Genomic DNA, 25,699 nt, shown 5'->3' on the forward strand with positions numbered 1-25,699 from the left:
CCCGGCCCTGACAAGCGGCCCTCGGCCGGCAAATCGCCCGCACGCCGCCACAGCGCCGCTCGGCGCAGGCGCTCTCCGTGATCCGTCGCTCTGAGACGGCGCCCGGTATTTGCCGCCGCCGCGCCGCGACTCGCTATGCTTCCCGCCCGCATGAGCCGCTTCGTTCAGCGCGCCCTGATCGGCGTCGTCCTCGGCGTGCTGCTCTACGTCGGCGCCGTGCTCTACGTCGACCTCGGCCGCATCCGCGAGGCCCTCGCCGGCTACGCTTGGTCGGCCGTCGCCCTCGCGCTGCTGCTCTCGAGCGCCAACTATCTGCTGCGCTTCCTCAAGTGGGAGCTCTGCCTCGGCTGGCTCAAGGTCCGCGGCGACGGCCCGGGCGACGCCCCCCAGCTCACCCGCACCCGCTCCCTCCTGATCTACCTCGCCGGCCTGTCGATGTCGGTCACCCCTGGCAAGGTCGGCGAGGTCCTGCGCAGCTACCTGCTGCGCCTCACCGACGGCGTCCCCTTCGCCCGCACCGCGCCGATCGTCGTCGCCGACCGCCTCAGCGACCTCGTCGCCCTCGTCATCCTCAGCCTCATCGGCGTCAGTCAGTTTCGCGAGTACCTCCCGGTCGTGCTCGTCACCCTCGCCCTCGTCGTCGCCGGCGTCGTCGTGCTCGGCACGCCGCGCCTCGCTCGCGGCCTGCTCGCCCTGCTCGCCCGCCTGCCCGGCCTCGCCCGCCTCAGCGCCCGCGCCGAGGCCCTGGTCGACAGCAGCGCCGCCCTCCTGCGCCTGCGTCCGCTGCTCCTCCTCAGCCTGATCAGCGTGCTCGGCTGGGGCCTCGAGTGCGTCGGCTACTGGCTCATTCTCCGCGGCCTGGTCGGCGCCGAGGCCAGCCTGGCCCTGTGCACCTTCTTGTGGTCGACCACCACCCTCATCGGCGCGCTCAGCTTCCTCCCCGGCGGGCTCGGGGCCACCGAGGGCTCGCTCGCCGTGCTCGTCGCCCGCCTCGCCAGCGGCGTCTCGCAGGCCGCCGCCCTCGCCACCACCCTGCTCATCCGCGCCTGCACCCTCTGGTACGGCGAGTTGGTCGGCGGCCTCGCCCTCGCCGTGCTGGTCCGCAAGGCCCCACGCGCCGTCCCACCGGCCCCGCACGCCCCGCACGACACCCCGTGATAATGTCGCGCCACCATGCGTTACACGATCAGCGACGACTTCGACACCAGCCTCGAGCACTACTGGCAGGTCTTCTTCGACGACGCCTACAACGCCGCGCTCTACCAGCGCCTGCGCGTCGGTCGCGAGGTGCTCGACGTCCAGCGCGAGGGTGAGGGCGAGGCGCTGATCATCCGCCGCAAGATCAAGCTGAGCCCCCAGCGCGAGGTCCCGGCGCTGGTCGCCAGGTTCGTCAAGGGCGCCATCACCTACACCGAGCAGGGCGTCTTCACCGCCCGCACCAACACCCTCGAGGTCGTCACGATCCCCGGCTTCATGGCGGACCAGCTGACCACCCGCGGCAGCTACCGCGTGCAGGCCCTCGGCCCCAACAAGGTGCGCCGCACGTGGGACGCCGAGGTCACCTGCAAGGTCCCCCTGCTCGGCGGCAAGGTCGAGAAGCACATCATCGAGGAGGTCACGACCAGCTACCGCGACACCACCGAGTTCACCCGCAAGTGGCTGCGCGACCACCCCGCGAAAACCCCAGCCTGAGGCCCCCTGCGGCCCGCCACGGCCCCTCTGCCGCCCAGGCGCTGCGGCCGACCGCCAGGCCCCACGATGCCCCTGCGGTCCCCACCGCGTCGACATCGCGCCTGACCTCGAGGTCCGGGCGTGCTGGCCCCGCGCACGGCCTCCGACGCAAGCGTCGGCCTGTTCATTGGGCGCGCGCCTTGTCTCCGTTGGATCAAGCGCCTGCTCTACATAGACTGCATGCACATCGTCCTCGACAACTACAACCTCACCGTCGCCGAGCGCCTCCTCTGCGAGACCGCCCTCACCACAGCTGGCAGCATCGTCGAAGCCGCCAAGCTGCTCGGCATCACCCGCCACGCGCTCAAGCGGCGCATCATCAAGCACGGCATCCGCTGGAACCGTGAGGGTGGTCGCATCATGGACACCGCCAGCGACAGCCGCGTCGCTGCTGGTGCATCCGCGGCCGCCGCGGTCGCGGTCTGACTCCTCCAGACCGCGCCCCGTCCTCCGCGTCATCCTCGGTTGTGCCGGGGATGCCGCGTTTAAGCCCTACCTCTAACCTGGCCTACCACGAGCCCGGGCCGCCTCGACGAAGCGTCGTGGCGGCCCGCGCCTCGTCGTGCCCAGCTGTCCGCCGGGACATGTCCCGAAGCTCAGCCCTTGGCAGCCCCGCGCCTCGCGCCCAGCTGTCCGCCGGGACATGTCCCGAAGCTCAGCCCTTGGCCGGCAGCGCCGGGGCCTCGCCGGGCTTGCCCGCCAGCCGCCGCCCGAACATGCGGCCCATCTCCGTCTCGAGCTCGATGATCTCCGAGGCCCCGACCGCCTGCAGGATCCTCGCCTCGCGGGCCGTGCGGGCCCGGGCGATGATGTTCTGCACCCCGATCTCGCGCAGCGCCGCCATCGTCAGCACCGTCGCCTCGAAGTTCTCGCCGATCGCCACGATCACCGCGGTGCAGCGCAGCGGCTCGACCGACTGCAGCGCCAGCGGATCGGTCGCGTCGAGCTCGAGCGCGAAGGCCACCTTGCGCTTGACCGCCTCGACCTCCTGCATGCGGTTGTCGACCGCGATGACCTCGGCCCCCTGCTCGCTGAGCGACTCGGCCAGCGCCGCCCCGAAGCGCCCGAGGCCGATCACGAGGTAGCGCTGACTGGTCGACATGACAGCATCCTCGCAGGGCGAGCGGCGCTTGTCACCCCACCGGCAGGTCCTCGCGGGCCAGGCGGTAGCGCTGGGCCCCGCCGCCGCCGGCCGCCACCGCGAGGGCGATGGTGAAGGGCCCGACGCGGCCGAGGAACATCGTCGCCGTGATGATCAGCTTGCCCGCGACCGTGAGCGAGCCGGTGACCCCGGCGCTCAGCCCCACGGTCGCGAACGCCGACACCGCCTCGAGCGTGAGGCGGATGAACGGCTGGTCCTCGGTCAGCGTGAGCAGCAGGATCACCGTCATCACGATCCCGAGCGACATCGCCGTCACCGCGATCGCCTTGCGCAGCGCCTCCGGGGCGATCGCCCGCCCGCCGAGCTCCGGCTCCCGCCCGCGCAGCTCCCCGCGCAGCGTCGCGAACACCACCGCCGCCGTCGTCGTCTTGATGCCGCCCGCCGTCGACGCCGGCGAGCCGCCGATGAACATCAGCGCGCACATCAGCAGCAGCGTCGCGTCCTTCATCGCCGCCAGGTCCACCGTGTTGAAGCCCGAGGTCCGCGTGTTCACCGACGCGAACAACGCCGCCAGCGCCCGCCCGCCCGGCCCGACCTCGGCCGCCGGCGCCAGCGCCCCGCCCACCTCGAGCAGCAAGATCGCCGCCGTCCCGAACGCGATCAAGATCAGCGTGGTCGATAGCACCACGCGGGCCGTCAGGCTCAGCCGCGGGGGCATCGGCGCCTGCTTGCGCACGACCCGGACCAGCCGGCGCCAGCCCGTGCGCACCAGCTCCATGAGCACCGGGAAGCCGAGCCCGCCGAGCACGATCAGCCCCATGATCACCGTCTGCACCCCGAGGTCGCCGACGAAGCCGCTGAGGTTGCCCGGGAACAGCGCGAAGCCGGCGTTGCAGAACGCCGAGACCGCGTGGAACACCGCCATCCACAGCGCCGACGACTCGCCCAGGCGCGGGTCGCCGACCAGCAAGAAGTACAGCGCCGCCGCCCCGACCGCCTCGATCAGGAAGGTGCCCGCGATGATCCCGACCACGATCTGGCGCAGGTCCGTCAGCGTGCGCGCGTCCAGCATCGCCGCGTAGCGCAGCTGGCTCTGCAGCGAGGTGTTGCGGCTGAAGGTCAGCGCGAGCGCGGCGATCGTCATGATCCCGATCCCCCCGAGCTGGATCCCCGCGAGGATCACCGCCTGCCCGAACAGCGTGTACGTCGTCGGCACGTCGTTGACTGTCAGCCCCGTCACGCACACCGCGCTCGCCATCGTGAACAGCGAGTCGACGTACGACACGTGCCCGAACCGCGTCACTGACAGCGGCAGCGTCAGCAGCAGGCTGCCGACGAAGATCATCGCCGCGAAGCTCCCCGCCAGCAGCAGCGCCGGGCGCTGGGCCATGTGCAGCAGGGCCCGCCCCGTCCGCTCCGGCGCGATCACCAGCCCGCCCGCGAGCCCGGCCAGCGCCGTGAACACCATGTCGTAGGTCTGCGCCGCCGCCACCCGACCGGCCGGGTCCACCCCGTCGGGGTTGAACATGTGCCACACGACCAGCCCGCGAGCGATCACAAAACCAACCAGCGCGACCAACAACCCACCCTCGAACCACAGCACCCCGCCGAGCCACCCGCCCGCCGCGCTCGCCCGCCGCTCCGCCACCAGCTGCCGCATGCGCTCCGCCACCGCCAGCACCACCAGCAACATCCCGAGAAACACCGGCAGCCCCGTCCACGGCGCCGTCATGCTGACGTCGAGGCCCACCACCGCGAGCGCCACCAGCAGGACCAGCCAGTTTCCGACGGGCACCCGCCGATTGTACGCGCACACACCCGCCCCCGCGCGGGGCCCCGCTCCCCCACCCGCTTCACCAGCACCCGCACGCCCCCACGTGCCCGCCACACCCGCGCTAGACTGCCCCGCCCGCATGCCCAGCCGCCGCGCCCTCGCCTCGCTCCTCCCGCTCGCCCTCACCACGCTCTTCATGGGCGGCGGCATCGGCGGCTGCGCTGCCGCGGCGTGCCGCAAGGTCCACGCCGAGCACCAGGACTTCCTCCACCGCCGCGGCCCCGCCGACGCCGCTCAGCTGGTCGTCGCCGTCCCGCTCGCGACCCTCGGCCAGGCCCTCAGCTTCCCGCTCGCGCGCCTCCCCGCGATGAGCGTGCCGATGCCCGACCTCGACCTCCCGATCGACCTCGACCTCGGCAACCTCGAGATCGCCCTGCGCAGCGTGCAGGTGGTGCCCGCCCCCGACGGTCAGCTCGGCCTGCGCGTCCGCTTCGTCCTGCGCAGCCGCGGCCGCGATGTCACCGCGATCGACCTCGACGCCGTGGTCGCCCCGCAGATCGAGCCCGGGGCCGGCAGCGTGCGCCTGTCGCTGCGCCCGCAGGACCTCCTGCGCGTGCGCCCGAGCCTGCCCCCCGGCGAGCGCCAGAAGTTCGCCGCCTTCATCGCCGAGCTGCTGCCGCAGGCCGCCCGCGCGCTGATCGGCGGCCGCCTCGACAAGCTCGCCGACCAGGCCCTCAGCGAGTTCATCGAGCGCAGCTTCCCACGCGTGCGCGACGGCCTGCTCGGCCACCTCAAGACCCTCGTCGACCTCGAGATCGATCTGCCACCGGTGCCGCTGACCCGCGTCGCCCTGCGCTCGCCCGGCGCCGACCTCGAGCTGTGGCTCTCCACCTCGCTGCCCGCCGCCGGCCTCGCCCCGGGCCCCGCCCGCGCCCCCGGCGGCGACCCCCGCCTGGTCCAGGTCCGCATGTCCGGAGGGACAGCCGCCGAGCTCGCCAACCAGGCCATGGCCCGCGGCCAGATCCCCGCCCGCTACGACCTCGCGGGCGAGCCGAGCCCGACCGGCGAATTCACGGCCGGCGTCGCCTGGCAGCCCGGCCCACGCCCGCTGCGGCTGCACGCCTGGAAGCAGTCCGGCGTGTGCGCCCACGTCGTGTTCGCCGGCACACCCAGCGTCGACGCCGTCCGCGGCGAGCTCGACCTTCGCGTCCCCGACGCCCAGATCGAACGCATCACCGGCGCCGCCCGGGCCCGCATCGCCGCGTGGTACAGCGGCCTCGGCAAGCAGACCTTCGCGTTCTCGCAGGCCGTCGCCGGCGCGACCTCCTTCGAGCTCCTCGGCATCGACTACGACGCCACCCCGGTGCGCGCCGCCGTCGTCGCCGACACTGTCACGATCGACCTCCAGCTCGCGCCACGAGCCCCCGCCCGCCGGCCCTGAGCGCGCATTCGTAACCTGTCCTTTGGGACATTCATCGTTCGTCCCGCGATCGATCCCCGCGAAGTGACCTCCGGGATCGCCTCGTGAGCGTGAACACAGGCTCACACGCGCGCCATTTATGATTGAACACTATGTTTTCTGGCTTACAAAAAATACAGATGCATCGCTGTCCGAATGCGTCGCGAACAGTCGTCCGCCGGACTTATCCACAGATCGAGAACAGCGACCATTCGCCCCCGTTCGGGCCCACGCGCGACTTCTCCAGATCGCCATCCCCGCACGCCACGGGCTCGCTTTCGTCGCAAGCCCTGCCTCGCTGTGACGCTGCCTTCGCATCACCTTCGCTGTATCGCCACGCGGAGCGGCTGCATAAACTCCGGGCATCGTTGCGCTCGCGGAAATGACCGCACGCATGCTCAACCTTGGGAGCCCGAGTGATGACCCCCCCCCCCTCGACCCCGAAGAGACCCCGTCGCACCCCGCCGAAGATCATCGGCCACACCGCCCCGACGCCGCGCGTCGTGGGCACCACCGCGCGCAGCTCGCTGCGCTCGCTCGCGCCCACCGTCGCCCGCCCCGGCGTTCGCACCCCCACCGGCGCGCCCGGCATGCTCGGCTTCCCGCGCGCTCGCACCACCGCGCTCACCGCGGACCGCCACGTCGGCCCTGCCGTCTCGGTCCGCAAAGCCCTCAGCGAACAGGCACTGGCAGACCAGGTGGCAGACCAAGTGGCAGACCAAGCCAGCGCCTCGCCGACGCCCGAGCTGCTCGACCCGAGCCGTCCGTCACCAGGGCCCCGCCGCAAGCACAAACCCGGCCCCGCACGCCCCACCGTCCGAGGCCGACCCACCACCCCCGATGAGCAGCCCCTCGCCCACGCGCCCGCCGCCGGTCGCCCCGAGGAGCCGCCCCTGCGCACCACCCTGGCCCGCCCACAAGCCCCCGGGGCCGCGCGGGACGGCGAGCCCGCAGCCCACCGCGCCGCCCGTCGCCGCACCGGCCACGAGACCCGCGTCGCCGCACCGCTGCGCCCGCGCCCCTCGCGGGTCCTCGCCGAGCTGCACGCCGCGCTCGACGAGGCCGCCGCTGCGGCCGAGTAGGCCCCCGAGTTGGCCGCAGAGTTGGCCCCCGAGTTGGCCCCCGAGTTGGCCCCCGAGTCGCAGCCCCGGCAGAGCCTGTCCTTCGGGACAGGCCCGGCCGCAGCTTGACAGCGCCGCGCCGGTGCCCGAGCGTGGCCCTCGCATGCACCCCTGGCACGACATCTACGTCGACGAGCAAGTGATCGAGCACGGCTTCCCGGCCGTCATCGAGGTCCCGCAGGGCAGCAAGAACAAGTACGAGGTCGACAAGGAGACCGGCTTCCTCCGCCTCGACCGCGTCCTATTCAGCGCGGTGCACTACCCCGCCAACTACGGCTTCATCCCGCGCACCTTCTGCGACGACGGCGACGCCCTCGACGTGCTCGTGCTGCAGCAGAGCCCGGTGCACCCGCTGTGCATCGTCACCGCGCGGGCGATCGGCGTCATGCGCATGCGCGACGACAAGGGCATCGACGACAAGATCGTCGCCGTCAGCACCCACGACCCCTGGTTCTCCGACTACACCGACCAGGCCCAGCTGCCGGCCCACATCATGCGCGAGGTCCGACGCTTCTTCGAGGACTACAAGATCCTCGAGCAGAAGGCCGTCGTCATCGACGGCATGCTCGGCCAGGCCGACGCGCTCCGCATCATCCGCGAGTCGCTCGACCTCTACAAGCAGCTGCGCCGCGGCGAGCTCGGCCACAAGGGCCACTAGACGGGCGTACGATGGCCCCGGTGCGCAGCGACGGCGAGCTCCTCCTGGCCTGGCAAGGCGGCGACCGCGAGGCAGGCAACCAGCTGGTCGACCGCTACTTCGACGCGATCACCCGCTTCTTCCGCAACAAGGTCTGCGGCGACGACGACGTCGCCGAGCTCGTCAGCCAGACCTTCCTCGGCTGCACCAGCGGCAAGGACCGCTTCCGCGGCGACGCCAGCGTCCGCCAGTACCTCTACTCGATCGCCCAGAACGTCCTGCGCAAGTACATCCGCGGCCGCTACAAGCGGCACAGCGAGCTCCTCGACTTCGCCACCGTGTGCGTACAAGAGCTCGCCCCCGCGTCGCTCAGCTCGATCGTCGCGCACAAGCGCGAGGCCCAGAGCCTCGTGCAGGCCCTGCGGGAGATCCCCGTCGAGGACCAGGTGGTGCTCGAGCTGATGTACTTCGAGGGCCTCTCGGGCAGCGAACTCGCCGGCGTGCTCGGCCTCCCCGAGGGCACCGTCCGCGGTCGCCTCGCCCGCGGCAAGCAGCGCCTGCGCGAACGCATCGCGGTCCTCCTCGCCAGCGCCCCGCAGCGCCCGACCGTCACCCCCGAATTGCTCGATGCATGGGCCGTCGAGCTGCGCCGGCAACAGGGCTGGCAGTAACACTGAGCCTCGATCGCGCCGCGCGGAGCTGTTGCGTGCATATGCGCGCCGCCTGCCCAAACGAACAGGCACCGCCACGACGCCTGAGCCGCCGAACGGATCGTCTATAGTGGACGCTCGCGCGGCGGCCGAGGACGCCTGACGCCGTGCGCCGCTTGCTTGGGGAGGTCGTGCGGTGAGGACATACGAGGAGCTCACGGGGGGGTTCGGGCACGCCATCGCATTCCGGGCCCGGCGGCAGCTCGCGCGGGAGCTCCTGCGCGAACAGGCCTCCACCATCACCATCGCCGGCGCCAGCTACCAGCTCTACGACATGGCCATGAACGGCGTGTCCTTCATCGCCACCCCCGACGGCCCGCACTGGCAGGTCGACGACATCCTCGAGGTCGACATCCGCGTCCACGACACCAGCGCCTACCTCGGCCGCGCCCGCGTCGCCCGCGAGGAGCAGATCTACGGCCAGCGCCGCGTCGGCCTCCAGCTCCTCTCCGGCTTCCTCGACCTCCACGAGATGCAGCGCCTCGACGAGGAGCAGGCGCTCATGCAGGACCTGGTCGACGGCCCCGAGCGCCTGCTCGCCCGCATCCCCAAGCCCTACCGCGACGTCCTCCTGGCCACCGTCCACTTCGCCGCCTTCTACCAGCGCTCGCTCGGCTACCACGAGGCCCGCCTCCACGACGCCAACACCGTCGCCGCCGACGAACGCGAGGCCCTCGCGCGCCGCGCAGTCGCCAGCATCCGCCCGCGCTGGCACGCCCTCCGCATCGCCGCCGCCGAGGCCGCCCTGAGCCTGCGCGGCGACCGACTCGCGCTCGCGGCCGCCAAGGCCGCCACCGAGACGCTGCTGACCTCCCGCCTGATCGCCGCCCCAGTCTTGCACCGCGCCTACACCAAGCCGCTCGGCTACGCCGGCGACTTCTCGGTGATGCTCCACATCTACAAGGACGGCTTCGAGGGCGACAGCGCCTTCGGCCAGGTCTTCCACAAGCTCGCCTGCGAGGAGCCCCTCAGCGCCGGGGTCCGCACCCGCAAGGACCTGATCAAGCGACTCACCGCCCGCGAGCACGCACGCCGCCGCGACGAGGGCGAACCACTGCGCGCCATGAGCCTCGGCTGCGGCCCCGCCCGCGAGGTCGTCGAGTACCTCGACGAGTGCGAGACCCCACCCGCCGGCATCCACTGGACCCTCATCGACCAGGAGGAGAAGGCCCTCAGCGTCGCCTACCACGACGTCCTCCGCGGCATCGACGCCCGCCAGGCCGACTGCACGGCCCAGTGCCTCTACCTCTCCTTCGAGCAGCTGATCCGCGACCCGCTGGCGATCCGCGGCGAACCCCAGGACTTCATCTACTGCGTCGGCCTGTTCGACTACCTCAACAAGCGCCGCGCCCAGGCCCTGCTCGCCAGCCTCTACGAGCGCCTCCAGCCCGGCGGCGTCATGGCCATCGGCAACGCCCTCGGACCAAACCAGCACTACTGGCTCGCCGAGCTGGTCCTCGACTGGACCCTCATCTACCGCGACCGCGACGAGCTGCGCACCCTCGCCGCGCCGCTCACGAGCCAAGGCGCCACCCTCGAGATCCAGCGCGAGGACTCGAGCGCCTACGACTTCATCCTCCTGCGCAAGCCGCGATGAGCACCACGACCGTGACCGACTTCGAGGCCAGCCTCGCCCCGCGCAACGCGGCGGCGCTGCTGGTCGAGGCCCGGCTCGGCGTGTTCTTCGTCCCGGCCTTCTGGGCCCTCGACTGGGTCGTGATGCCCGCCCAGGTGTGGACCCTGCTGTGGATCCGCGCCGTCCCCACCGCCTTCGGCATCGCCCTGCTGCTGCTGCGCCACCTCGCCCCCGAGCTCTTCGAGCGCCGCGCCACCGTGCTCGCCTTCGGCTTCTCGCTGCTCGTCGCCTGGTCGATCGCCCTGATGTGCTTCCTGCACGAGGGCTACGAGTCGCCCTACTACGCCGGCATCAACCTGCTCGTGCTCTGCGTCGGCCTGCTGTTCTCGTGGCGCACGCCGATGGCGATCGCCTTCAGCCTCGCCATCTACGCCTTCTACATGGCCCCGCTGCTGCTCGGCATCACCAGCGCCAAATCCCTGCCGGTGATGCTCTCCAACCAGTTCTTCCTGTTTAGCACCGCCGTCGTCACCGTCGCCTCGCACATCCACCGCCGCCGCCTCGAGCGCAGCGAGTTCGACGCCCAGGTCGCCCAGCGCCACCTCCTCGCCGAGGTCCAGACCATGGCGACGATCGACTGGCTCACCAATCTCTACAACCGCCGCCACTTCTTCCGCCTCGGCGAGGAGGAGATCGCCCGCGCCCGCCGCTACAAGCACGCGATCAGCGTGCTCATGATCGACATCGACCACTTCAAGCACGTCAACGACAACCACGGCCACACAGTCGGCGACGAGGTGCTCAGCACCGTCGCCAAGCGCATCCTCGCCGGCCTGCGCCAGAGCGACATCGCCGGCCGCTACGGCGGCGAAGAATTCGCCATCGTGCTCCCCGAGACCGACCTCGAGAGCGCCGCCGAGATCGTCGCCGAACGCCTCCGCGACACCATCGTCTCCCGCCCCATCGACACCGCCGAGGGCCCGCTGCGCGTCTCGATCAGCGTCGGCGTCGCCGGCGTCGAGCTCGGCAGCGAGAAGCTGCTCGACGCCCTCACCCGCGCCGACGCCGGGCTCTACGCGGCCAAACACGCCGGCCGCAACCGCGTGGTCCGCGGGACCCCTCCCGCCACGCCCGCCGCACCGTCGTAGCCCAACGAACCCTCGCCATTCGCTTTTCGCTACAGTGATCGCCGCCCGTGCCCGCCCGCGAACCAGACCTCGCCAGCGCCCACACCGAGCTCGCAGACCCAAGCCCCAGCGCCCGCACCGAGCTCGCTGCCGCCGTCGCGCCGCCACCCGACCTCGCCCAGCAGCTCGCCCGCGCCGACCTCAAGTCCCGCCTGTTCGGCGCCCCCGCCGAGTCCGCCCGCGTCGGCCGCTACGCCGTGCTCCGCCGCCTCGGCGCCGGCGGCATGGGCGTGGTCTACGTCGCCTTCGACGAGCAGCTCGACCGCAAGGTCGCGCTCAAGCTGGTCCACCCCGGCCGCCACGACCCCGACGCCAGCGCCCGCAGCCGCCGCGAGGCCCAGGCCCTCGCCCGCCTGTCCCACCCCAACGTCGTCCAGGTCTACGAGGTCGGCGAGTACGCCGGCCAGGTCTACCTGGCGATGGAGTTCGTCCCCGGCCAGACCCTGCGCGCCTGGCAAGACCAGGCCCCGCGCGACTGGCGGGCGATCGTCGGCATGTACCTGCAGGCCGGGCGAGGCCTCGCCGCCGCCCACGCCCGCGGCCTGGTCCACCGCGACTTCAAGCCCGAGAACGTGCTCGTCGGCGACGACGACCAGCGCCCGCGCGTCCTCGACTTCGGCCTCGCGCGCGCCCCGGGCATGGCCCATGAGCCAGGTTACATGTCCCAAGAGACAGATCTTCAGAGCCCCGGCGCCGCCCGCCTCACCACCCCCGGCGCCGTGATCGGCACGCCCGCCTACATGGCCCCGGAGCAGCTCGACGGCGGCGACGCCGACCCGCGCAGCGACATCTTCAGCTTCTGCGCCGCCCTCCACGAGGCCCTCCACGGCGCCCGCCCCTTCATCGGCGAGACCCGCAGCGAGCTGCGCGCGGCGATCGCCCGCGCCAGCCCGGCGAGGCCCCGCGCCGCCGACCTCCCCGCCTGGCTGCAACGCATCATCGATCGCGGCCTCGCGGCCGACCCCGCCGCCCGCTGGCCCGCGATGGAGCCCCTGCTCGCCGCCCTCGCTCGTGACCCGACCCGCTGGCGCCGCCGCCTCGCGCTCGCAATCCTCGTCTTCACAATCCTCGCACTCGGCGTCCTCGCAATCCTCCGCGCCAGCGAGCGCCAGCAGGCCCTCGCCCTCGCCGAGGAGCAGGCCCGGGCCGCGGCCGCGACCGCCGAGCTCCGCCGCAGCGACGCCGCCCGCACGCTCGAGCAGCGCCGCAGCGAGGCCCGCCGCCTCGCCACCCAGTCCGGCCTGCACGCCGACACCGACCCCCAGCTGCGCCTCCTGCTCGCCGTCGAGGCGATCGCCCTCCACACCCGCGCCGGCAGCGAGCCGATCGCCGAGGCCGAGCAGGCCCTCCTCGACGCCCTCGACGCCGTCCGCAGCGCCCCCTTCCTCCGCCCCGGCGCCCGCTTCGTCGACGCGGTCGCCAGCAGCCCCGACGGCCGCTGGCTCGCCACCGGCGAGCGCGACGGCAGCGTCACCCTGTGGGCCACCGCCGACCCACACACCCCGATCTCCCTCCACCCCGGCGACGGCCGCCCCGCCCACACCCTCGCCTTCAGCCCCGACAGCCGCCAGCTCGCCGCCCTCCGCCTCGCCGACCCAGGCCCCCTGGTCTGGCCCCTCCCCACAATCTCATCACCTGTCCCCGAGGCCACCTCACCTGTCCCCGCGGACAGTCCAAAAACACCTGTCCCCACAATATCATCACCTGTCCCTCCGACCACCTCACCTGTCCCTCCGACCACATCACCTGTCCCTCCGACCAGCCCAGACCAACCTGTCCCCGAGACCACCTCACCTGTCCCTCCGACCACCTCACCTGTCCCTCCGACCACCTGGCAAAGCCCCCTCCCCGACCTCCGCGACCTCGAGTGGTCCCCGCACAGCGACGCCCTCCTGGCCCGCAGCGGCGCCCTCGCCGTGGTCCTCCGCCCGGCAGCCCCGCCGACCGTCCTGCGCGGCCACACGGCCGCCCTGCGCCGCGTCGCGTGGAGCCCCGACGCCAGCCAGCTGCTCACCGCCTCGGCCGACGGCAGCGCCCGCCTGTGGCCCGCCCGCGGCGGTCCCCCGCGCGTCATCCGACTCCCCGGCAAGGGCCACGGCCTGTGGTCCGCCGAGTTCAGCCCCGACGGCCGCGAGCTCGCGCTCGCCTCCGCCGACCACTCCGCCGCGATCTTCCCGCTCCACGGCGGCCCGACGCTGCGCCTGCGCGGCCACAGCGACGAGGTCTACACCGCCGCCTTCACCCGCGACGGCGAGCGCGTCGTCACCGTCGCCATGGACGACACGGCCCGCATCTGGGAGCGCGACGGCACCAGCACCCGCGTCGCCCTCCCCGGCCACGCCGACGCCCTCGGCGGCGCCCGCCTCGGCCCCGACCGCAACCTCCTCCTCGGCACCCCCGCCGGCGGCTCCGCGTGGCTGTGGCAGCTCGACCGCCCCGGCCCGCCGCTGGTCCTCCACGGCCACCGCAGCAGCGTCGTCGCCGCCCGCTTCAGCCCCGACGGCCTCCGCATCCTCACCGCCTCGACCGACGGCAGCGCCCGCATGTGGCGCTTCGCCGACGACCCCGATGTCCTCCGCGGCCACGACGCCGGCATCGAACACGCGAGCTTCGCCCCCGACGGCCGCAGCATCGTCACCGCCAGCATGGACGGCACCACCCGCATCTGGCCCCGCGACGGCCGTCGCCCCACCCTGCTCCGCGGCCACCGCGAGGGCAGCTCGGTCACCGCCGCCTTCAGCCCCGACAGCCACCACCTCGCCACCGCCGCCAGCGACGGCCTCGCCCGCCTGTGGTCGCTGACCAGCGATCCCCCGACCCTGCTCGCCACCCTCCCGCCCGAACCAGAGCGCGGCGCCTCGCTCACCGACCTGCAGTGGAGCTCCGACGGCCACCACCTCGCCCTCGCCGCCGAGGACGGCGCCATCTTCCTCGTCACCCTCACCGCCGACGGCCCGAGCACCACCACCCTCCGCGGCCACACCGGCCCGGTCCGCGCCCTCGCCTTCTCCAAAGACAACACCCGCCTCGCCAGCGCCGGCGAGGACAGTGCCCTGCGCCTCTGGCACCTGGACGGCTCGCCAATCACCACACCTGTCCCTTCGACCACCCCACCTGTCCCTTCGACCCAGGTAAACACCCCACCTGTCTCTTCGACCACCCCACCTGTCCCTTCGACCACCCCGATCGCCTCCGAGATCCTCAGCCCCGACAGCCTCCCGATCCGCAGCCTCGCCTTCACCCCGGACGGCCTGCTCAGCGCCGGTGATGACGCCATCGCCCGGCTCTGGCCGCTCACCCCACCAGCCCCGCCACGCCTCCTCCACGGCCACCTGCGGGCGATCTGGCAGATCTCCGCGCACCCCCACGCCGACGCCGTCCTCACCGCCTCCGCCGACGCCACCGCCCGCGTCTGGCCCCGCGACGGCGGCCCCGCGCAGGTCCTCGCCGGCCACGCCGACGCCGTCTGGGTCGCCACGCCCTCCCCCGACGGCACGCGAATCGCCACCATCTCCTCCGACGGCACCGCCCGCCTGTGGCGCCGCCACAACGATACATATACCTCCCTCCTTCTGGCCCACCGCGGCACCGCCCCCAGCGCCGGCGACGACACCCTGTGGACCGGCGGCTTCAGCCCCGACGGCCGCCACCTCCTCACCGCCGGCGCCGACGGCCTCGCCCGCGTCTTCCCCGTCACCCTCGCCGACCAGCTCGCCGACGCCTGCGCCCGCGCCGGCCGCAACCTCAGCCAGGGCGAATGGACCCGACTGATCGGCGACCGCCCCTACGCGCCCGCGTGCCCGTGACACTCGGCCTGCCAAACCCGATCGCAGCAGTTCGCGTCTCAGCGGGCCCCCCATGCTGCACCCGCGGGCGGTCAGCGATATCGGCTCGCTCCACCCGGAGAAGCTGCCCTCGAGCCCGTCGAGATCCGGCGGAGCTCCGCGAATCAGGCGTCAATCGCCGGACCCGTCGGTCCCGGCTCGCGCGCCAGCACCCCGGCGAGCCCGCGCTCGTTGAAGTCGCGGACGATCTGCTCGGTGCGCTCGATGACGGCGCGCAGCTCGTCGTCGCTGAGGCCCGCGGTCTCGATCTGGGCGCCGACGTAGATCTGAATGTCGCTCGGCTTGAGCATCCAGCTGCCCTTGCGGTTGAGCTCGGACATGCCGCGCGTCGCCAGCGGGACTACCGGCAGGCCGGCCTCGCGGGCCATCAGGAACACGCCCTTCTTGAACGGCTGGACCTTGCCGTCGCGCGTGCGATGGGCCTCGGGGTAGGTGAGGATCGAGATGCCACGCGACGCGCGCTCGCGGGCCGCGTCCGCGACCTCCCGGTAACGGTTGGCCCCCGAGCGGACCGGGATGCCCTCCGCCAGCCACATGATCCACCCATACATGGGGATGTGGAACTGCCACGCGTTCATCAGCCCGCAAAACGGCTGCTTGATCGCCGCGCAGGCGGCGTGGGCGTCCATCAGGTTGACGTGGTTCTGGCAGAACACGCTGCAGCGACCGCGGACAAACGCCGGGTCGTAGATGATCGTCACCTTGCTCAGCGTGAAGCGCAAGCACACCGCCATGCCCGGAGCGCCGATGATGTCCTGGGTGTTGCGGCCCGGCATCGCCAGACGCACCACCGCCCAGGTCACCGAGACGAGCCCCATCCAGGCGAAGCCCGCACCCCATACCCCGACGGTGTAGACCACCTGGGCGGTCTTGGCGGCGAGCTTCTTGACGAACTTGCGGAGCATGACGGTACCTCGCTGGCCGTGTCCCCGCGCTTCTAACACACGGACCCCGGGCTCGTCAGCGCCCGGGAGTCGCCCCGCGCAGGGCATCCGGGGCCCCGGCGGCCGCCAAGGCTCCCCGACGCGAGATCGTACTCTCATCTCGAGACGGCTGATCGCCCGCTCGACACCGCGGCGAGAGCTTCACTATTCTCCCAGGCTCGCGACCCGGCCACCAGCACGCAAGATCATGTCCGAAGCTCCCCCACGCAAGCTCCTACGCGCCGTCACCCCGATCGCAGCCGCGGTGTTCGCCGTGTCCGCGACCACCGGCGTGCTGCTGTTCTTCCACCTCGGTGAGCGACTGATCAAGGAGCTGCACGAGTGGATCGGCCTCGCCTTCGTCGCCGCCGCCATCCTGCACATCACCCGCAACGCGCGCGCCCTCGCCAGCTACGCGCGGCGGCCGACGCTGTGGATCGCGGCGGCGCTGGTCCTGGCGACCGCGGCGGCCTTCATCGTCCCGGCCCTCACTGCCCCCCAGAAGGAGGGCGGCGGCTCGCGGGCGCTCGCCAGCGTCGTCCTGCGCGCGCCGCTCGACGAGGTCGCCCCGCTCCTGGACACCACCCCGGCCGCGCTCGTCGAGCGCCTCGGCGCCGCAGGCCTGACCGTCACATCGACCTCGGCCTCGCTCGCCGACCTCGCCGCGGCCTCCGGACGATCGCCGCGTGAGGTCCTCGATATCGCATTCGCAGGCCAGGAGCCGGCGCCCCCGCCCGCGGGCCGCTGAACCTATCGTGGACGGCTCCACCAACTCGATCACCACACCGACGCCGACTGGCTGCAGCTCAACGCTCCGGTTCCGAATGAACATTAGCCACAAGCTGCTCCTCGACCGCCTCGCCGACGCGATAGCCAGCACCTGGCGCTGGCTCCCAGCCGCCGCGGTCCTCGGCTTCGCCCCCGGCTGGACCCTGTGGGCCCTGCTCCACACCGAGCTCGCCGCCCTCGCCGACAACAGCCTCGCCGCCGGGCCTCGCGTCGCCGCCGTCCGCTGGGGCCTCGCCTCCCTCCTGCTCCTGCTCGGCCTCTATCTCCTGCTCACCCGCCGCCGCAACGCCGAGCCCTTCGCCGCCCGGGCCGCCCGCTACAACCGCCGCCTCGCCCTCCTCGCCGGCGCCCCGCTGCTCGTCCTGCTCGCCGAGCCCGAGCTCGCCAACCGCCACGGCTTCGCCGCCCTGCTCACCTGCCTCGCCCTCGCCCTGCTCGCCGCCATCACGGCCGCCGCCTGGCGCCCAGCCACAGCTCCCGACCTCGCTCCCAACTCACCCCCCAACGCGGCCCGCCCCCTCGCGGTCCTCGTCGCCCTCGCCACCCTCACCGTCGCCGGCCTGCTCGCCTATCTCGGCGTCATCCGCCACCACGCCCTCGTCAGCAACATCTTCGACCTCGGCATCTTCGAGAACATCCTGTGGCACACGATCCACGGCGACCTCCTCGGCACCAGCATCTTCAATAGTGGCACTTTTAATAGTGAGCACTTCGCCCCCCTGCTGCTCGCCCTCGCCCCGCTCTACGCGCTCGTCCCGCGCGCCGAGACCCTGATCGTCGCCCAGGCGCTGTGGCTGTGCTCCGCCACGATCCCGCTGTGGCGCTGGACCACCCGCAAGCACGGCAACCCGCCCCTCGCCGCCGCCCTCTGCCTCGCCTATCTCCTGTCCCCCTTCGTCCACTCGAACGCCCTGTGGGACTTCCACGACCTGAGCCTCGGCGTCCCGCTGGTCCTGTGGACATTGTGGGCCCTCGCCGCCGACCGACCGCGGATCTTGTGGCCCTGCGCCGCCGCCCTGCTGTTCGTCCGCGAGGAGATGGCCCTCGTCGCCCTCCTCCTCGGCCTCTACACAATCCTCGAGGGCGAGCGCCGCCGCGGCGCCCTGCTGCTGCTCGCGTCCCTGCTCTACTTCACCCTCGTCGCCACCGTCCTCGCCCCCCACGCCGGCCTCGGCGCCTACCCTCAATCGCTCCACGGCAACCTCTCGCAATCTGCCAGCTACGGCGACCTCTCGGCGGTCATCCTCGGCGACCCGCTGTTCCTCCTGTTCGAGCTCCTGCGCTCCTCCAAGTTCGGCCTGCTCCTGGCCCTGCTCACCCCGCTCGCCCTCCTGCCCGCCCTCGGCGGCCGCATCCTCCTGCTGCTCGCCCCCGGCGTGGCGATCCTCGCCCTCAGCGCCAACAAGGCGGTCGCCCACCCCGGCTTCCACTACACGAGCTTCTTCCTGCCGATCGTGTTCGCCGCGGCCCCGCTCGGGCTGATCCGCCTCGAGCGCTGGCTCGCCCGCCCGCTCGCCCGCGAGGCCGCCGCGGCGATCGTCGTCGCCGCCCTCGCCTTCAACTGGAGCTTCGGCGCCCTCGGCCCCAGCACGGCCTTCCGCGCCGGCTTCTCCACCATCGCCTGGACCCTCAGCCCCGCCGAACGCGAGCGCCACGCCTGGCTCACCCAGCTCGCCGCCAGCCTCCCCCCGGACGCCTGCGTCGCCGCCACCGGCAAACCAGGCGCCCACCTGGCCGGCCGCCGCTGCCTGGTCCGCCTCGGCGACCGCGACGACGTCGACCTCGCCGTCATCCTCAGCTCCGAGTTAAACCCCCGCACCAGCGCCAGCCTCCGCGCCCTCGAGGCCAGCGGCCTGCGCCGCCAGAGCGAGGCCCACGGCATCGTCGTCCTCGCCCGCGACCCGTGAGCGGCTAGCAAGTCGGCGTCGCGCCGACTTCCGCCACGGGCGGCTAAAACCCGCGAAAGAACTTCATCGTCTCCGCCGGGTAGTAGTCCGGCCGCTGATGCCCGAACGCCGCGTCATATCGACAGTAGCGGGTCGGCTGCGCGCACCCCGTGTATTCGACGCACTCCCCGGCCGCGGCGATCCCGAGGTCGACCGCCGCGTCCACGCCCACACAGCCGCGCTCCGTCAGCCAGAAGTCCCGACATTCATCGCCGAATTGGCCCGGGTAATCCTGCCACGTGAAATGGTCGTCCCCGGCGCCGAACATCGTCCACACCGCCGTCTCACCCGCGCAGCTGACCACGCCGCCGCCGGCCTCCTCGAACCAGTACGGCCGATTCGCCGCGACCGGCACCGAGGCACGGAAGCGATCGCCGAGGAAGCAGCTCACCACCATCGCCATGTCACCGCCCCAGCTGTGACCCGTGGCGAACACTCGACCAGTATCGATGCAGTAATTATCCTCCATGTAATCGAGCAGCGCGCCGGTGAAGACGAGGTCCTGATCGCCGTCAGCGGGCGCAGCGTTGGGCCCGAGCACCCACCCGCCGAGCACGCCCCAGCCGGGAAAGTCGCGCCAGAGCGGGTCGGGATAGACGAAGATCTCGTCGTTCGCCGCCCCCTCCTCCAGATCGAGATACGGCTGGATCTGCTCGCCGACCCAGTCGGTGCCGGGATAGCCGAGGATGAGCCGGTGCGCCTGATCGGGATCGTAGTCGGCGGGCAGGCTCAGAAAGAAGCCCCGCGTCCCATCCCCCGCCGGCCCCGCGTCGATGCTGACCTGCACCCCGCCCGCCGCGTGCAGCGGCGGCTTGCCGCATCCCGCCGACATGCCCGGCTCCACGCCGCCCGTGCTCGAGGTCGGGCTGCCCGTGCCACCGGCGCTCCCCGTCGTCGCGCCCTCGCCCTCACTCGCGCCGGTTGCCCCACCCGTCGTCCGCTCGCCCGTCGCGCCGGAGCTCGGGCCACCCGTGCCACCGGTCTCGTCCCCCATCGTCGCCGACTCGCCGACCCCGTCCCTCGGCCCGCACGCGACGAGGCCGAGCGCCACGAACACAACACTCCGGAGCCGGGCGATCGCGCGATCCATGGCCCACCCTACACCGCCACTGCGGCCGCATGAAAGCACAAGCGCGCGCCACTGCGATCTGGCCCCAAACAGCCCGCAGCGGCCCCAAAACGCCAACCCACGGCGCCGCGACGATCGCCGCCGATCGACCGCGGGGGGGTCGGTACTTCACCAGGCGCCATGACCCGCACCACGCTCCTCGTCCCCTGCATCGCCGCCCTCGCGGCCCTCCTCTCGGCCCCGCTCGCCCGCGCCGCCGCGCCCGCCGGAGCCGGCGCGGGGAGTTCCACCGCCGCCGCGACCAGCCCCGCGGCAGTCCCCGCGACCACCACCAGTCCCTCGGGACAGGTCCCCGCGGCCAGCACAGCCAGTCCCTCGGGACATGTCCCCACGGACAGCTCAGCCCCCGCGCGCTGCCAGGACCGCCGCGACGTCACGTGGATCCGCCGCTGCCTGCCCGAGCGCAACACCTGGGAGCTCGGCCTCTTCGCCGGCGTCATCTTCCCGGCCGCCCACTCGCACGAGCTCTTCGACCCCTACAAGCAGCGCGACGCCCGGCGCATGGGCACCGACTTCTGGCGCCCCTACCAGACGGCGGCCCCCGCCTTCGGCCTGCGCGCCGCCTACTTCCCGCTGCGCTTCCTCGGCGGCGAGGTCGAGGCCGGCGTCATGCCGACCCGCGTCGTCGAGCAGGACGGCCCCGGCGCCCGCGCGACCCTGTTCAGCGCCCGGGCCCACTTCGTCGGCCAGATCCCGTTCTGGCGCGTCGTCCCCTTCATCGTGCTCGGCAGCGGCGGCATCGGCACCACCGGCGCCCTCGGCTACGACTTCGACCCGATGACCCACTTCGGCGCCGGCGTGAAAGTCCTGCTCGGCCAGCGCACCCTCGTGCGCCTCGACGTCCGCAACAACGTCGCCGCCCGCAAGGAGGTCGACGCCGGCGCCACCAGCTACCCCGAAATTCTCCTCGGCTTCTCGACCGTGCTCGGCCGCAGCGCCCCCAAGAAAACCCCCGCGAAGGACAGCGACGGCGACGGATTCCTCGACCGCAGCGACGCCTGCCCCTACGAGCCCGGCCGCGCCCCCGACGGCTGCCCCGAGCGCGACCGCGACGGCGACGGCTTCATGGACAGCCAGGACGCCTGCCCCGACGTCCCCGGCATCGCCCCCGACGGCTGCCCGGAGAAGGACCGCGACGGCGACGGCTTCCTCGACTCCGTCGACCGCTGCCCCGATGTCCCCGGCGTCGAACCCGACGGCTGCCCGATCCCCGACACGGACAGGGATGGATACCTCGACAATGTCGACAAGTGCGTCGATCAGCCCGAGACCTGGAACGGCTTCGACGACCACGACGGCTGCCCCGACGTGGTCCCGCCCGCGGTCTTCAGGGGCACGGTGAAGGGCATCTACTTCGACCTCGACAAGGACACGATCAAGCCGCGCTCGCGCCCGGTGCTCGACCGCGCCGTCGAGGTGTTCACCAGCTTCCCCAACATCCGCGTCGAGATCTCCGGCCACACCGACAGCACCGGCTCCATCGCCCACAACCGCGACCTCTCGCGCCGCCGCGCCGAGGCCGTCAAGCGCTACCTCGTCGAGGCCGGCATCGACACCGCCCGCATCGAGACCCGCGGCGCCGGCCCCGACGAGCCGATCGACACCAACCGCACCCCCGCCGGCCGCGCCCACAACCGCCGCATCGAGTTCAACCTGATCGTCGATCGCCTGCCCTGATCACGCCGCATCGAGGCGCTGGAGCACCTTCTGGGCCAGCGCCTTGAACTCCGCCCGGGCCCGCTCCACCAATTGAAACTGCGTACCAAGCACCCCGTCCGCATGCTTGAGGTCGAAGATCGGCTTGCGCGCCGCCTGAGCCAACGGCACCAGGCTGGCGAAGTGCCGCAGGTGACCGAGACAATGCGGATCCGCAGCCTGCCCAGGCGCGGGCTCACTCTCTTGACCGAGCACGAAACGACGATAGTACGCTGGTATCTGCTCGGCCCAGCGAGAATATGCCTTGAGCGGCACCTCCTCGCGTGCGAGGTGTTGCTGCAGCACATAGCCGATCGGCTCCATGGCGTGTTCGCGCGGCGCACCTCGCCCGTCTCGCCGTCGCCCCGCGGTACGCGTCTGCGCCTGTTGGATGCGTATGCGCGCCTGCCCCCAGTCGTCCTTCCAATCCCGCATCGCCTCCCCGACGTTCTCCAACCCGCGAAGGCTGAAGAGGTCGGGGGCCAATGGGATCAACACCGCGTCACAGGCCAGCAAGACCGCACGGTTGAGCGCCCCGAGGCTCGGGCCCACGTCGAAGAGCACGACATCGACATCGTGCTCGATCGCCAGCCCCTCGGCCAGCCGCTCAATCGCCGTCGTGACGAACACCGCGGACTCAGCGTCGGTCGAGAAAACCTCAGGCCAAGCCTTCGCCAGTTTGCCCTCGAAGCGGCTCAGCGTCAGGTCCCCAGGCAAGATCGACAGATGCTCCGCTAACTCGAGCAGCGCCGGCTTGTAGAGCTCTCCATTGCCAATCCGTACCCGCTCGACGCACGCTGCAACAGTGCGCCCCATGGACGCATCGCTCGCGAAAACTTCCTCAAGCTCCCCCTCCGTGAGCGCGAGCGCCGACAGATTACATTGAGGATCGCAGTCGATCAACACGACTTCTCGACCCTGCCGCGCCAACATGTGCCCCAGGTTGAACGTCATCGTCGTCTTGCCGACGCCACCCTTGTTATTGAACAACGCAAGCGACTTCACGGGCGCCTCCGAACCGTGATCGACGTAAAACCGTTCGTCTCGACCTCCAGCGGGGGATGCCCGCGGCGCTGGAGCAGCGCGCGTACACGCCGCAACCCCCGGCCCGCTCGCTCAACGTACCCGAGCTCCACCAATAGATTGGTGATCGATGGATTACGGTAATCGGAGTGCTCTCCGAGCTCGCCCTGCGAGGCCTGACCGAAGGGCCCGCCGGGGTTCGTCAGCACGATACGATCGCTGAACCACGCGATGCGAGATGGTGCGCGTGTGGCGGCGTAGTCGCGATGCTGCACCAGATTGCGCCCAAGCTCCTTGAGCGCATCAAGCGGGTAGCTCGGAACAAACTCCGCGATCACCCCGCGCTCCGGCTGCGCCTCCTCGTCTACAAGCGCCCCGAGATACTCCCACAAGCCCTGCAACTGCGCCGGCAGAGGTCCGCCGAAGCGCTTACGGGCGATGATCTCGGCGTCATAGTCACTGCCACGAAAGCGCGTCACGTCGATCTCCGCTCCTGACAGGTAACTCTGCGGGCTAAGCCCGTACACCAGCAAGCCCGCAATCGACGGCACGAATCCTGCCTGGCCTGGCACGCCCACCCCTTGCTGAATCAGCCATGGTTCGAATTCCAGGAACGAATCGAGATCGCCATCTTCGCTGCGAGCTGCGTGATAGCGCTGACGCAGCAACGCCTCGTCGAGGTCGTTCAGCCCCGTACCGTCCGCTGGCCGGACATCGAAAGGTCGGAGGTGAACCGGGCGACGCTCCTCCAGCCGTCGCAGGTCGCTGTCGCTCGCACGTTGTGTCGTCGTGCCCTTGCGAACCCACGCAGTACCGTTCACCTTCACGACCGGCGGCACCTCGTGGGGCGCGACCGCGATTATGAAGATCGTATGCCCCTGATGCTCCTCCACGTGAATCGAGCAGCTCGGGTGCGGGATAATCTGTGTTGAGCTCAGCATACTCGCTAGCGCCTTTTGGGCGTCATCCGCTGACTTGGCGCTGTCGTAGCTCCCCGTTGCCCCGCCATGATCATCGACGCCCACGACCAAAAAGCTCGACCTGCCGCTCCCGCCGAGGTCATTAGCGAAAGCACAAACGGCCTGCAAGATCTCGCTTCGGTCCTTGTGCGAGCTCTTCCGCTCGACGTGAGGACCCTCGCCGCGATGGATCTCGTCGTGGTCTTCTGGCCGCATCGCGACAGCATCGTTACCATGCCGACGGGCTGCGGCCAAGCCCGCCCTCACACCACGATCACCGCCGCGTCCGCCGGCTCCGCGTACAGGCGTGCGACCTCCGCGGCGCGGCGGGTGAGCACCGCCCGCTGATTGATATATCCCTTGTCCGTGATCTCCCCGGCGTCGAGCGCCGGCGGCTCGCGCAGCAGCAGCGCCCGGCCGACGCGGCGGCTGCTGACGGCGTGCTCCGCGTTGTAGCGCTCCAGCGCCGCCTTCACCGCGGCATGCACCCGCGGCTCGGCGAGCAACGCATCGACCTCGACGAGCTCCGGCGCGAGCGCGCGACAGGCCGAAACGTTCGGAAACACCAGCAGCCCGACCTCGGCCTGCCCCTCGCCCGCGACCACCGCGTCCTGCATCAGCGCCCCCGCGGTCGCCAGCGCCGCGACCCGCAACACCCCCACGTTCACCCAGGTCCCCGAGGTCAGCTTAAAATCCTCGGCGACGCGGCCATCGAAGACGATGCCCTTGCGCGGGTCGGTCGGGTCCGCGAGTCGCCCCGCGTCGCCGGTGCGGTACCAGCCCTCGGCATCGAAGGCCGCCGCCGTCTGCTCCGGCTCCTGCACATATCCCGGCGTGATGTTCGGCCCGCGCGCGCGCATCTCGAGCTTGCCCTCGCGGGGCACCAGCTTGACCTCGCAGCCCGGCGCCGGCAGGCCGATGATCCCCGCGTGGTCGATCGCGTAGTGCACCGTCGTGATCAGCGGCGAGGTCTCGGTCGCGCCCCAGGCCGAGGCCATGAACAGCGGCGGGCCGTCCGGGCGGGCCGACGCCGCCACCGCGGCGAGCCGGGCCCACAGGTGCTGCGGCAGCGCGGCACCGGCGTAGAACGCGAGGTCGAGGCGCTGGAACAGCGCGGCCCGCAGCGACGCGTCGGCCTCGAGCAGCGGCAGCAGCACGTCGAAGCCGCGGGGCACGTTGAAGTACAGCGTCGGCGCGTGCATGCGCAGGTTCTCTGCGCTGCGCTCGATCGACCCCGGCGCCGGCTTGCCGTCGTCGATGTAGAGCGCCCCGCCGTGATAGAGCACCATGTTGAAGTTGTGATTGCCGCCGAAGGTGTGGTGCCACGGCAGCCAGTCGACCAGCACCGGCGGGCGCGCGCGCAGGAACGGCCACGACTGCGCGATCGCCTGTTGATTGCTGCACAGCATCCGCTGGGTGTTGAGCACCCCCTTGGGCAGCCCGGTCGAACCCGAGGTGAACAGGATCTTGGCGACGGTGTCCGGCCCGGTCGCGGCGTGGGCCGCGTCCGCGGCGCTGACATCACCTGTCCCTTCGGACAGCTCATCAAACAGGCTCTGACCCGGCTGCCTATCTTCGCTGACCACCACGTGCAGGTCAGCGCGGGCGATCGCCGCCAGCGCGCGGGCGAAGCGGGCCCCGCCCTGCGCGTACACCAGCCCCGGCGCGACCTTCCCGGCGATGTGCCGCAGGTTGGCCAGGTCCTGTGACAGCAGGCTGTAGGCCGGCGACACCGGCACCGCTGGCACCCCGACCTGCATCGCCGCCAGCTGCAGCAGCGCGTTGTCCACCCCGTTGTCCGACAGCAGCAGCGCCGGCCGACGCGGCCCGAGCCCGCGCGCCAGCAGGGCCGCGCCGACGCGACGCACCGCCGCGAACACCTCGCCGTAGCTGCGCACCCGCCAGCCCGCGCCGGCCCGCTCGCCGAGGAAGGGCCGCTCTGGCGCCCGCTCGGCCCACTCGCGCAGGCGCTCGCCGAGGGTCGCCGGGTAGGCCGCGAGCGCGTGCGGCGAGCGCAGCACGATGCTGCCGTCGGCGCGGTAGCTGGCCTCCACCTCCGCTGGCGCGAGCTCGAGGCCGGACCCTGCCTGCAT

20 protein-coding genes are annotated in these 25,699 nt (G+C 71.9%); 13 read left to right on the plus strand and 7 right to left on the minus strand.

Annotated elements, in window-relative coordinates; translation table 11 throughout:
• Positions 1 to 150 precede the first annotated feature (150 nt).
• From IPJ59_RS13455 to IPJ59_RS13465, 3 genes are all read left to right on the plus strand, one after another.
• A complete protein-coding gene (locus IPJ59_RS13455; RefSeq protein WP_293263413.1) occupies positions 151 to 1,158 on the plus strand; it encodes a lysylphosphatidylglycerol synthase transmembrane domain-containing protein in 1,008 nt (335 codons plus the stop codon).
• Positions 1,159 to 1,173: 15 nt separating this feature from the next.
• On the plus strand, positions 1,174 to 1,692 hold the full coding sequence (locus tag IPJ59_RS13460) for a DUF2505 domain-containing protein (protein WP_293271967.1): 519 nt from the start codon (positions 1,174 to 1,176) through the stop codon (positions 1,690 to 1,692).
• Between the two features lie 219 nt (positions 1,693 to 1,911).
• Positions 1,912 to 2,157: a helix-turn-helix domain-containing protein gene (locus tag IPJ59_RS13465; protein WP_293263409.1), complete on the plus strand. Its 246-nt coding sequence runs from the start codon at positions 1,912 to 1,914 to the stop codon at positions 2,155 to 2,157.
• Positions 2,158 to 2,386: 229 nt separating this feature from the next.
• On the opposite strand, the gene IPJ59_RS13470 is transcribed toward IPJ59_RS13465, so the two are convergent.
• Both IPJ59_RS13470 and IPJ59_RS13475 read right to left on the minus strand, forming a co-directional pair.
• Positions 2,387 to 2,833: a potassium channel family protein gene (locus IPJ59_RS13470; protein ID WP_293263407.1), complete on the minus strand. Its 447-nt coding sequence runs from the start codon at positions 2,831 to 2,833 to the stop codon at positions 2,387 to 2,389.
• A 31-nt stretch (positions 2,834 to 2,864) separates the two neighbouring features.
• The gene (locus tag IPJ59_RS13475) at positions 2,865 to 4,628 is read right to left on the minus strand and encodes a TrkH family potassium uptake protein (protein WP_293271969.1); all 1,764 of its coding nucleotides are present in this window, start codon (positions 4,626 to 4,628) and stop codon (positions 2,865 to 2,867) included.
• Between the two features lie 118 nt (positions 4,629 to 4,746).
• Here IPJ59_RS13475 and IPJ59_RS13480 point away from each other — a divergent pair, with 118 nt between their 5' ends.
• From IPJ59_RS13480 to IPJ59_RS13510, 7 genes are all read left to right on the plus strand, one after another.
• Positions 4,747 to 6,048, plus strand: a complete 1,302-nt coding sequence (locus IPJ59_RS13480) for a hypothetical protein (protein WP_293271970.1) — start codon at positions 4,747 to 4,749, stop codon at positions 6,046 to 6,048.
• A 437-nt stretch (positions 6,049 to 6,485) separates the two neighbouring features.
• A complete protein-coding gene (locus tag IPJ59_RS13485; protein ID WP_293271971.1) occupies positions 6,486 to 7,148 on the plus strand; it encodes a hypothetical protein in 663 nt (220 codons plus the stop codon).
• Positions 7,149 to 7,290: 142 nt separating this feature from the next.
• Entirely contained in the window at positions 7,291 to 7,845 is a 555-nt protein-coding gene (locus IPJ59_RS13490) for an inorganic diphosphatase (protein WP_293263399.1), read from the plus strand.
• Between the two features lie 11 nt (positions 7,846 to 7,856).
• Positions 7,857 to 8,495 (plus strand): RNA polymerase sigma factor, encoded by a 639-nt coding sequence (locus IPJ59_RS13495; protein WP_293271972.1) that lies wholly within the window; start codon positions 7,857 to 7,859, stop codon positions 8,493 to 8,495.
• A 175-nt stretch (positions 8,496 to 8,670) separates the two neighbouring features.
• Positions 8,671 to 10,131, plus strand: coding sequence for a class I SAM-dependent methyltransferase (locus tag IPJ59_RS13500; RefSeq protein WP_293271973.1), 1,461 nt, complete (start codon positions 8,671 to 8,673; stop codon positions 10,129 to 10,131).
• Positions 10,128 to 11,258 (plus strand): GGDEF domain-containing protein, encoded by a 1,131-nt coding sequence (locus IPJ59_RS13505; RefSeq protein WP_293263393.1) that lies wholly within the window; start codon positions 10,128 to 10,130, stop codon positions 11,256 to 11,258. Before IPJ59_RS13500 ends, IPJ59_RS13505 begins: the two co-directional genes overlap by 4 nt.
• A 47-nt stretch (positions 11,259 to 11,305) precedes the next feature.
• Positions 11,306 to 15,103, plus strand: a complete 3,798-nt coding sequence (locus tag IPJ59_RS13510; protein ID WP_293271975.1) for a WD40 repeat domain-containing serine/threonine protein kinase — start codon at positions 11,306 to 11,308, stop codon at positions 15,101 to 15,103.
• 143 nt (positions 15,104 to 15,246) lie between these two features.
• Here IPJ59_RS13510 and IPJ59_RS13515 read toward each other — a convergent pair whose 3' ends face one another.
• Positions 15,247 to 16,047 (minus strand): lysophospholipid acyltransferase family protein, encoded by an 801-nt coding sequence (locus IPJ59_RS13515; RefSeq protein WP_293271977.1) that lies wholly within the window; start codon positions 16,045 to 16,047, stop codon positions 15,247 to 15,249.
• 226 nt (positions 16,048 to 16,273) lie between these two features.
• On the opposite strand from IPJ59_RS13515, the gene IPJ59_RS13520 reads away from it, so the two are divergent.
• Entirely contained in the window at positions 16,274 to 16,813 is a 540-nt protein-coding gene (locus IPJ59_RS13520) for a DUF4405 domain-containing protein (protein ID WP_293271979.1), read from the plus strand.
• A gap of 76 nt (positions 16,814 to 16,889) precedes the next feature.
• A complete protein-coding gene (locus tag IPJ59_RS13525) occupies positions 16,890 to 18,761 on the plus strand; it encodes a DUF2079 domain-containing protein (RefSeq protein WP_293271981.1) in 1,872 nt (623 codons plus the stop codon).
• Positions 18,762 to 18,804: 43 nt separating this feature from the next.
• Here IPJ59_RS13525 and IPJ59_RS13530 read toward each other — a convergent pair whose 3' ends face one another.
• Positions 18,805 to 19,890, minus strand: a complete 1,086-nt coding sequence (locus IPJ59_RS13530; RefSeq protein ID WP_293271982.1) for a CE1 family esterase — start codon at positions 19,888 to 19,890, stop codon at positions 18,805 to 18,807.
• 159 nt (positions 19,891 to 20,049) lie between these two features.
• On the opposite strand from IPJ59_RS13530, the gene IPJ59_RS13535 reads away from it, so the two are divergent.
• Positions 20,050 to 21,606, plus strand: coding sequence for an OmpA family protein (locus IPJ59_RS13535; protein WP_293271984.1), 1,557 nt, complete (start codon positions 20,050 to 20,052; stop codon positions 21,604 to 21,606).
• Here the strand turns inward: IPJ59_RS13535 and IPJ59_RS13540 are convergent, their stop codons facing one another.
• From IPJ59_RS13540 to IPJ59_RS13550, 3 genes are read right to left on the minus strand one after another with little or no spacing between them, the layout of a single operon-like run.
• Positions 21,607 to 22,629, minus strand: a complete 1,023-nt coding sequence (locus IPJ59_RS13540; protein ID WP_293271986.1) for a ParA family protein — start codon at positions 22,627 to 22,629, stop codon at positions 21,607 to 21,609. It lies immediately after the preceding gene.
• Positions 22,626 to 23,822, minus strand: coding sequence for an RNA-binding domain-containing protein (locus tag IPJ59_RS13545; RefSeq protein WP_293271988.1), 1,197 nt, complete (start codon positions 23,820 to 23,822; stop codon positions 22,626 to 22,628). Before IPJ59_RS13545 ends, IPJ59_RS13540 begins: the two co-directional genes overlap by 4 nt.
• Positions 23,823 to 23,869: 47 nt before the next feature.
• Positions 23,870 to 25,699 carry a feruloyl-CoA synthase gene (locus IPJ59_RS13550; protein ID WP_293271990.1) on the minus strand — a complete coding sequence of 610 codons (1,830 nt, stop codon included), beginning with the start codon at positions 25,697 to 25,699 and terminating at the stop codon, positions 23,870 to 23,872.

It is taken from the genome of Nannocystis sp. (assembly GCF_016714285.1).
Classification (GTDB): domain Bacteria; phylum Myxococcota_A; class Polyangia; order Nannocystales; family Nannocystaceae; genus Nannocystis.

Excerpts from the sequence above, each read along its gene's own strand:
- IPJ59_RS13455 (WP_293263413.1), top strand. The coding sequence starts at position 151 with ATGAGCCGCTTCGTTCAGCGCGCCCTGATCGGCGTCGTCCTCGGCGTG.
- IPJ59_RS13460 (WP_293271967.1), top strand. The coding sequence starts at position 1,174 with ATGCGTTACACGATCAGCGACGACTTCGACACCAGCCTCGAGCACTAC.
- IPJ59_RS13465 (WP_293263409.1), top strand. The coding sequence starts at position 1,912 with ATGCACATCGTCCTCGACAACTACAACCTCACCGTCGCCGAGCGCCTC.
- IPJ59_RS13470 (WP_293263407.1), bottom strand. The coding sequence starts at position 2,833 with ATGTCGACCAGTCAGCGCTACCTCGTGATCGGCCTCGGGCGCTTCGGG.
- IPJ59_RS13480 (WP_293271970.1), top strand. The coding sequence starts at position 4,747 with ATGCCCAGCCGCCGCGCCCTCGCCTCGCTCCTCCCGCTCGCCCTCACC.
- IPJ59_RS13485 (WP_293271971.1), top strand. The coding sequence starts at position 6,486 with ATGACCCCCCCCCCCTCGACCCCGAAGAGACCCCGTCGCACCCCGCCG.
- IPJ59_RS13490 (WP_293263399.1), top strand. The coding sequence starts at position 7,291 with ATGCACCCCTGGCACGACATCTACGTCGACGAGCAAGTGATCGAGCAC.
- IPJ59_RS13495 (WP_293271972.1), top strand. The coding sequence starts at position 7,857 with ATGGCCCCGGTGCGCAGCGACGGCGAGCTCCTCCTGGCCTGGCAAGGC.
- IPJ59_RS13505 (WP_293263393.1), top strand. The coding sequence starts at position 10,128 with ATGAGCACCACGACCGTGACCGACTTCGAGGCCAGCCTCGCCCCGCGC.
- IPJ59_RS13515 (WP_293271977.1), bottom strand. The coding sequence starts at position 16,047 with ATGCTCCGCAAGTTCGTCAAGAAGCTCGCCGCCAAGACCGCCCAGGTG.
- IPJ59_RS13520 (WP_293271979.1), top strand. The coding sequence starts at position 16,274 with ATGTCCGAAGCTCCCCCACGCAAGCTCCTACGCGCCGTCACCCCGATC.
- IPJ59_RS13525 (WP_293271981.1), top strand. The coding sequence starts at position 16,890 with ATGAACATTAGCCACAAGCTGCTCCTCGACCGCCTCGCCGACGCGATA.
- IPJ59_RS13530 (WP_293271982.1), bottom strand. The coding sequence starts at position 19,890 with ATGGATCGCGCGATCGCCCGGCTCCGGAGTGTTGTGTTCGTGGCGCTC.
- IPJ59_RS13535 (WP_293271984.1), top strand. The coding sequence starts at position 20,050 with ATGACCCGCACCACGCTCCTCGTCCCCTGCATCGCCGCCCTCGCGGCC.
- IPJ59_RS13545 (WP_293271988.1), bottom strand. The coding sequence starts at position 23,822 with ATGCGGCCAGAAGACCACGACGAGATCCATCGCGGCGAGGGTCCTCAC.
- IPJ59_RS13550 (WP_293271990.1), bottom strand. The coding sequence starts at position 25,699 with ATGCAGGCAGGGTCCGGCCTCGAGCTCGCGCCAGCGGAGGTGGAGGCC.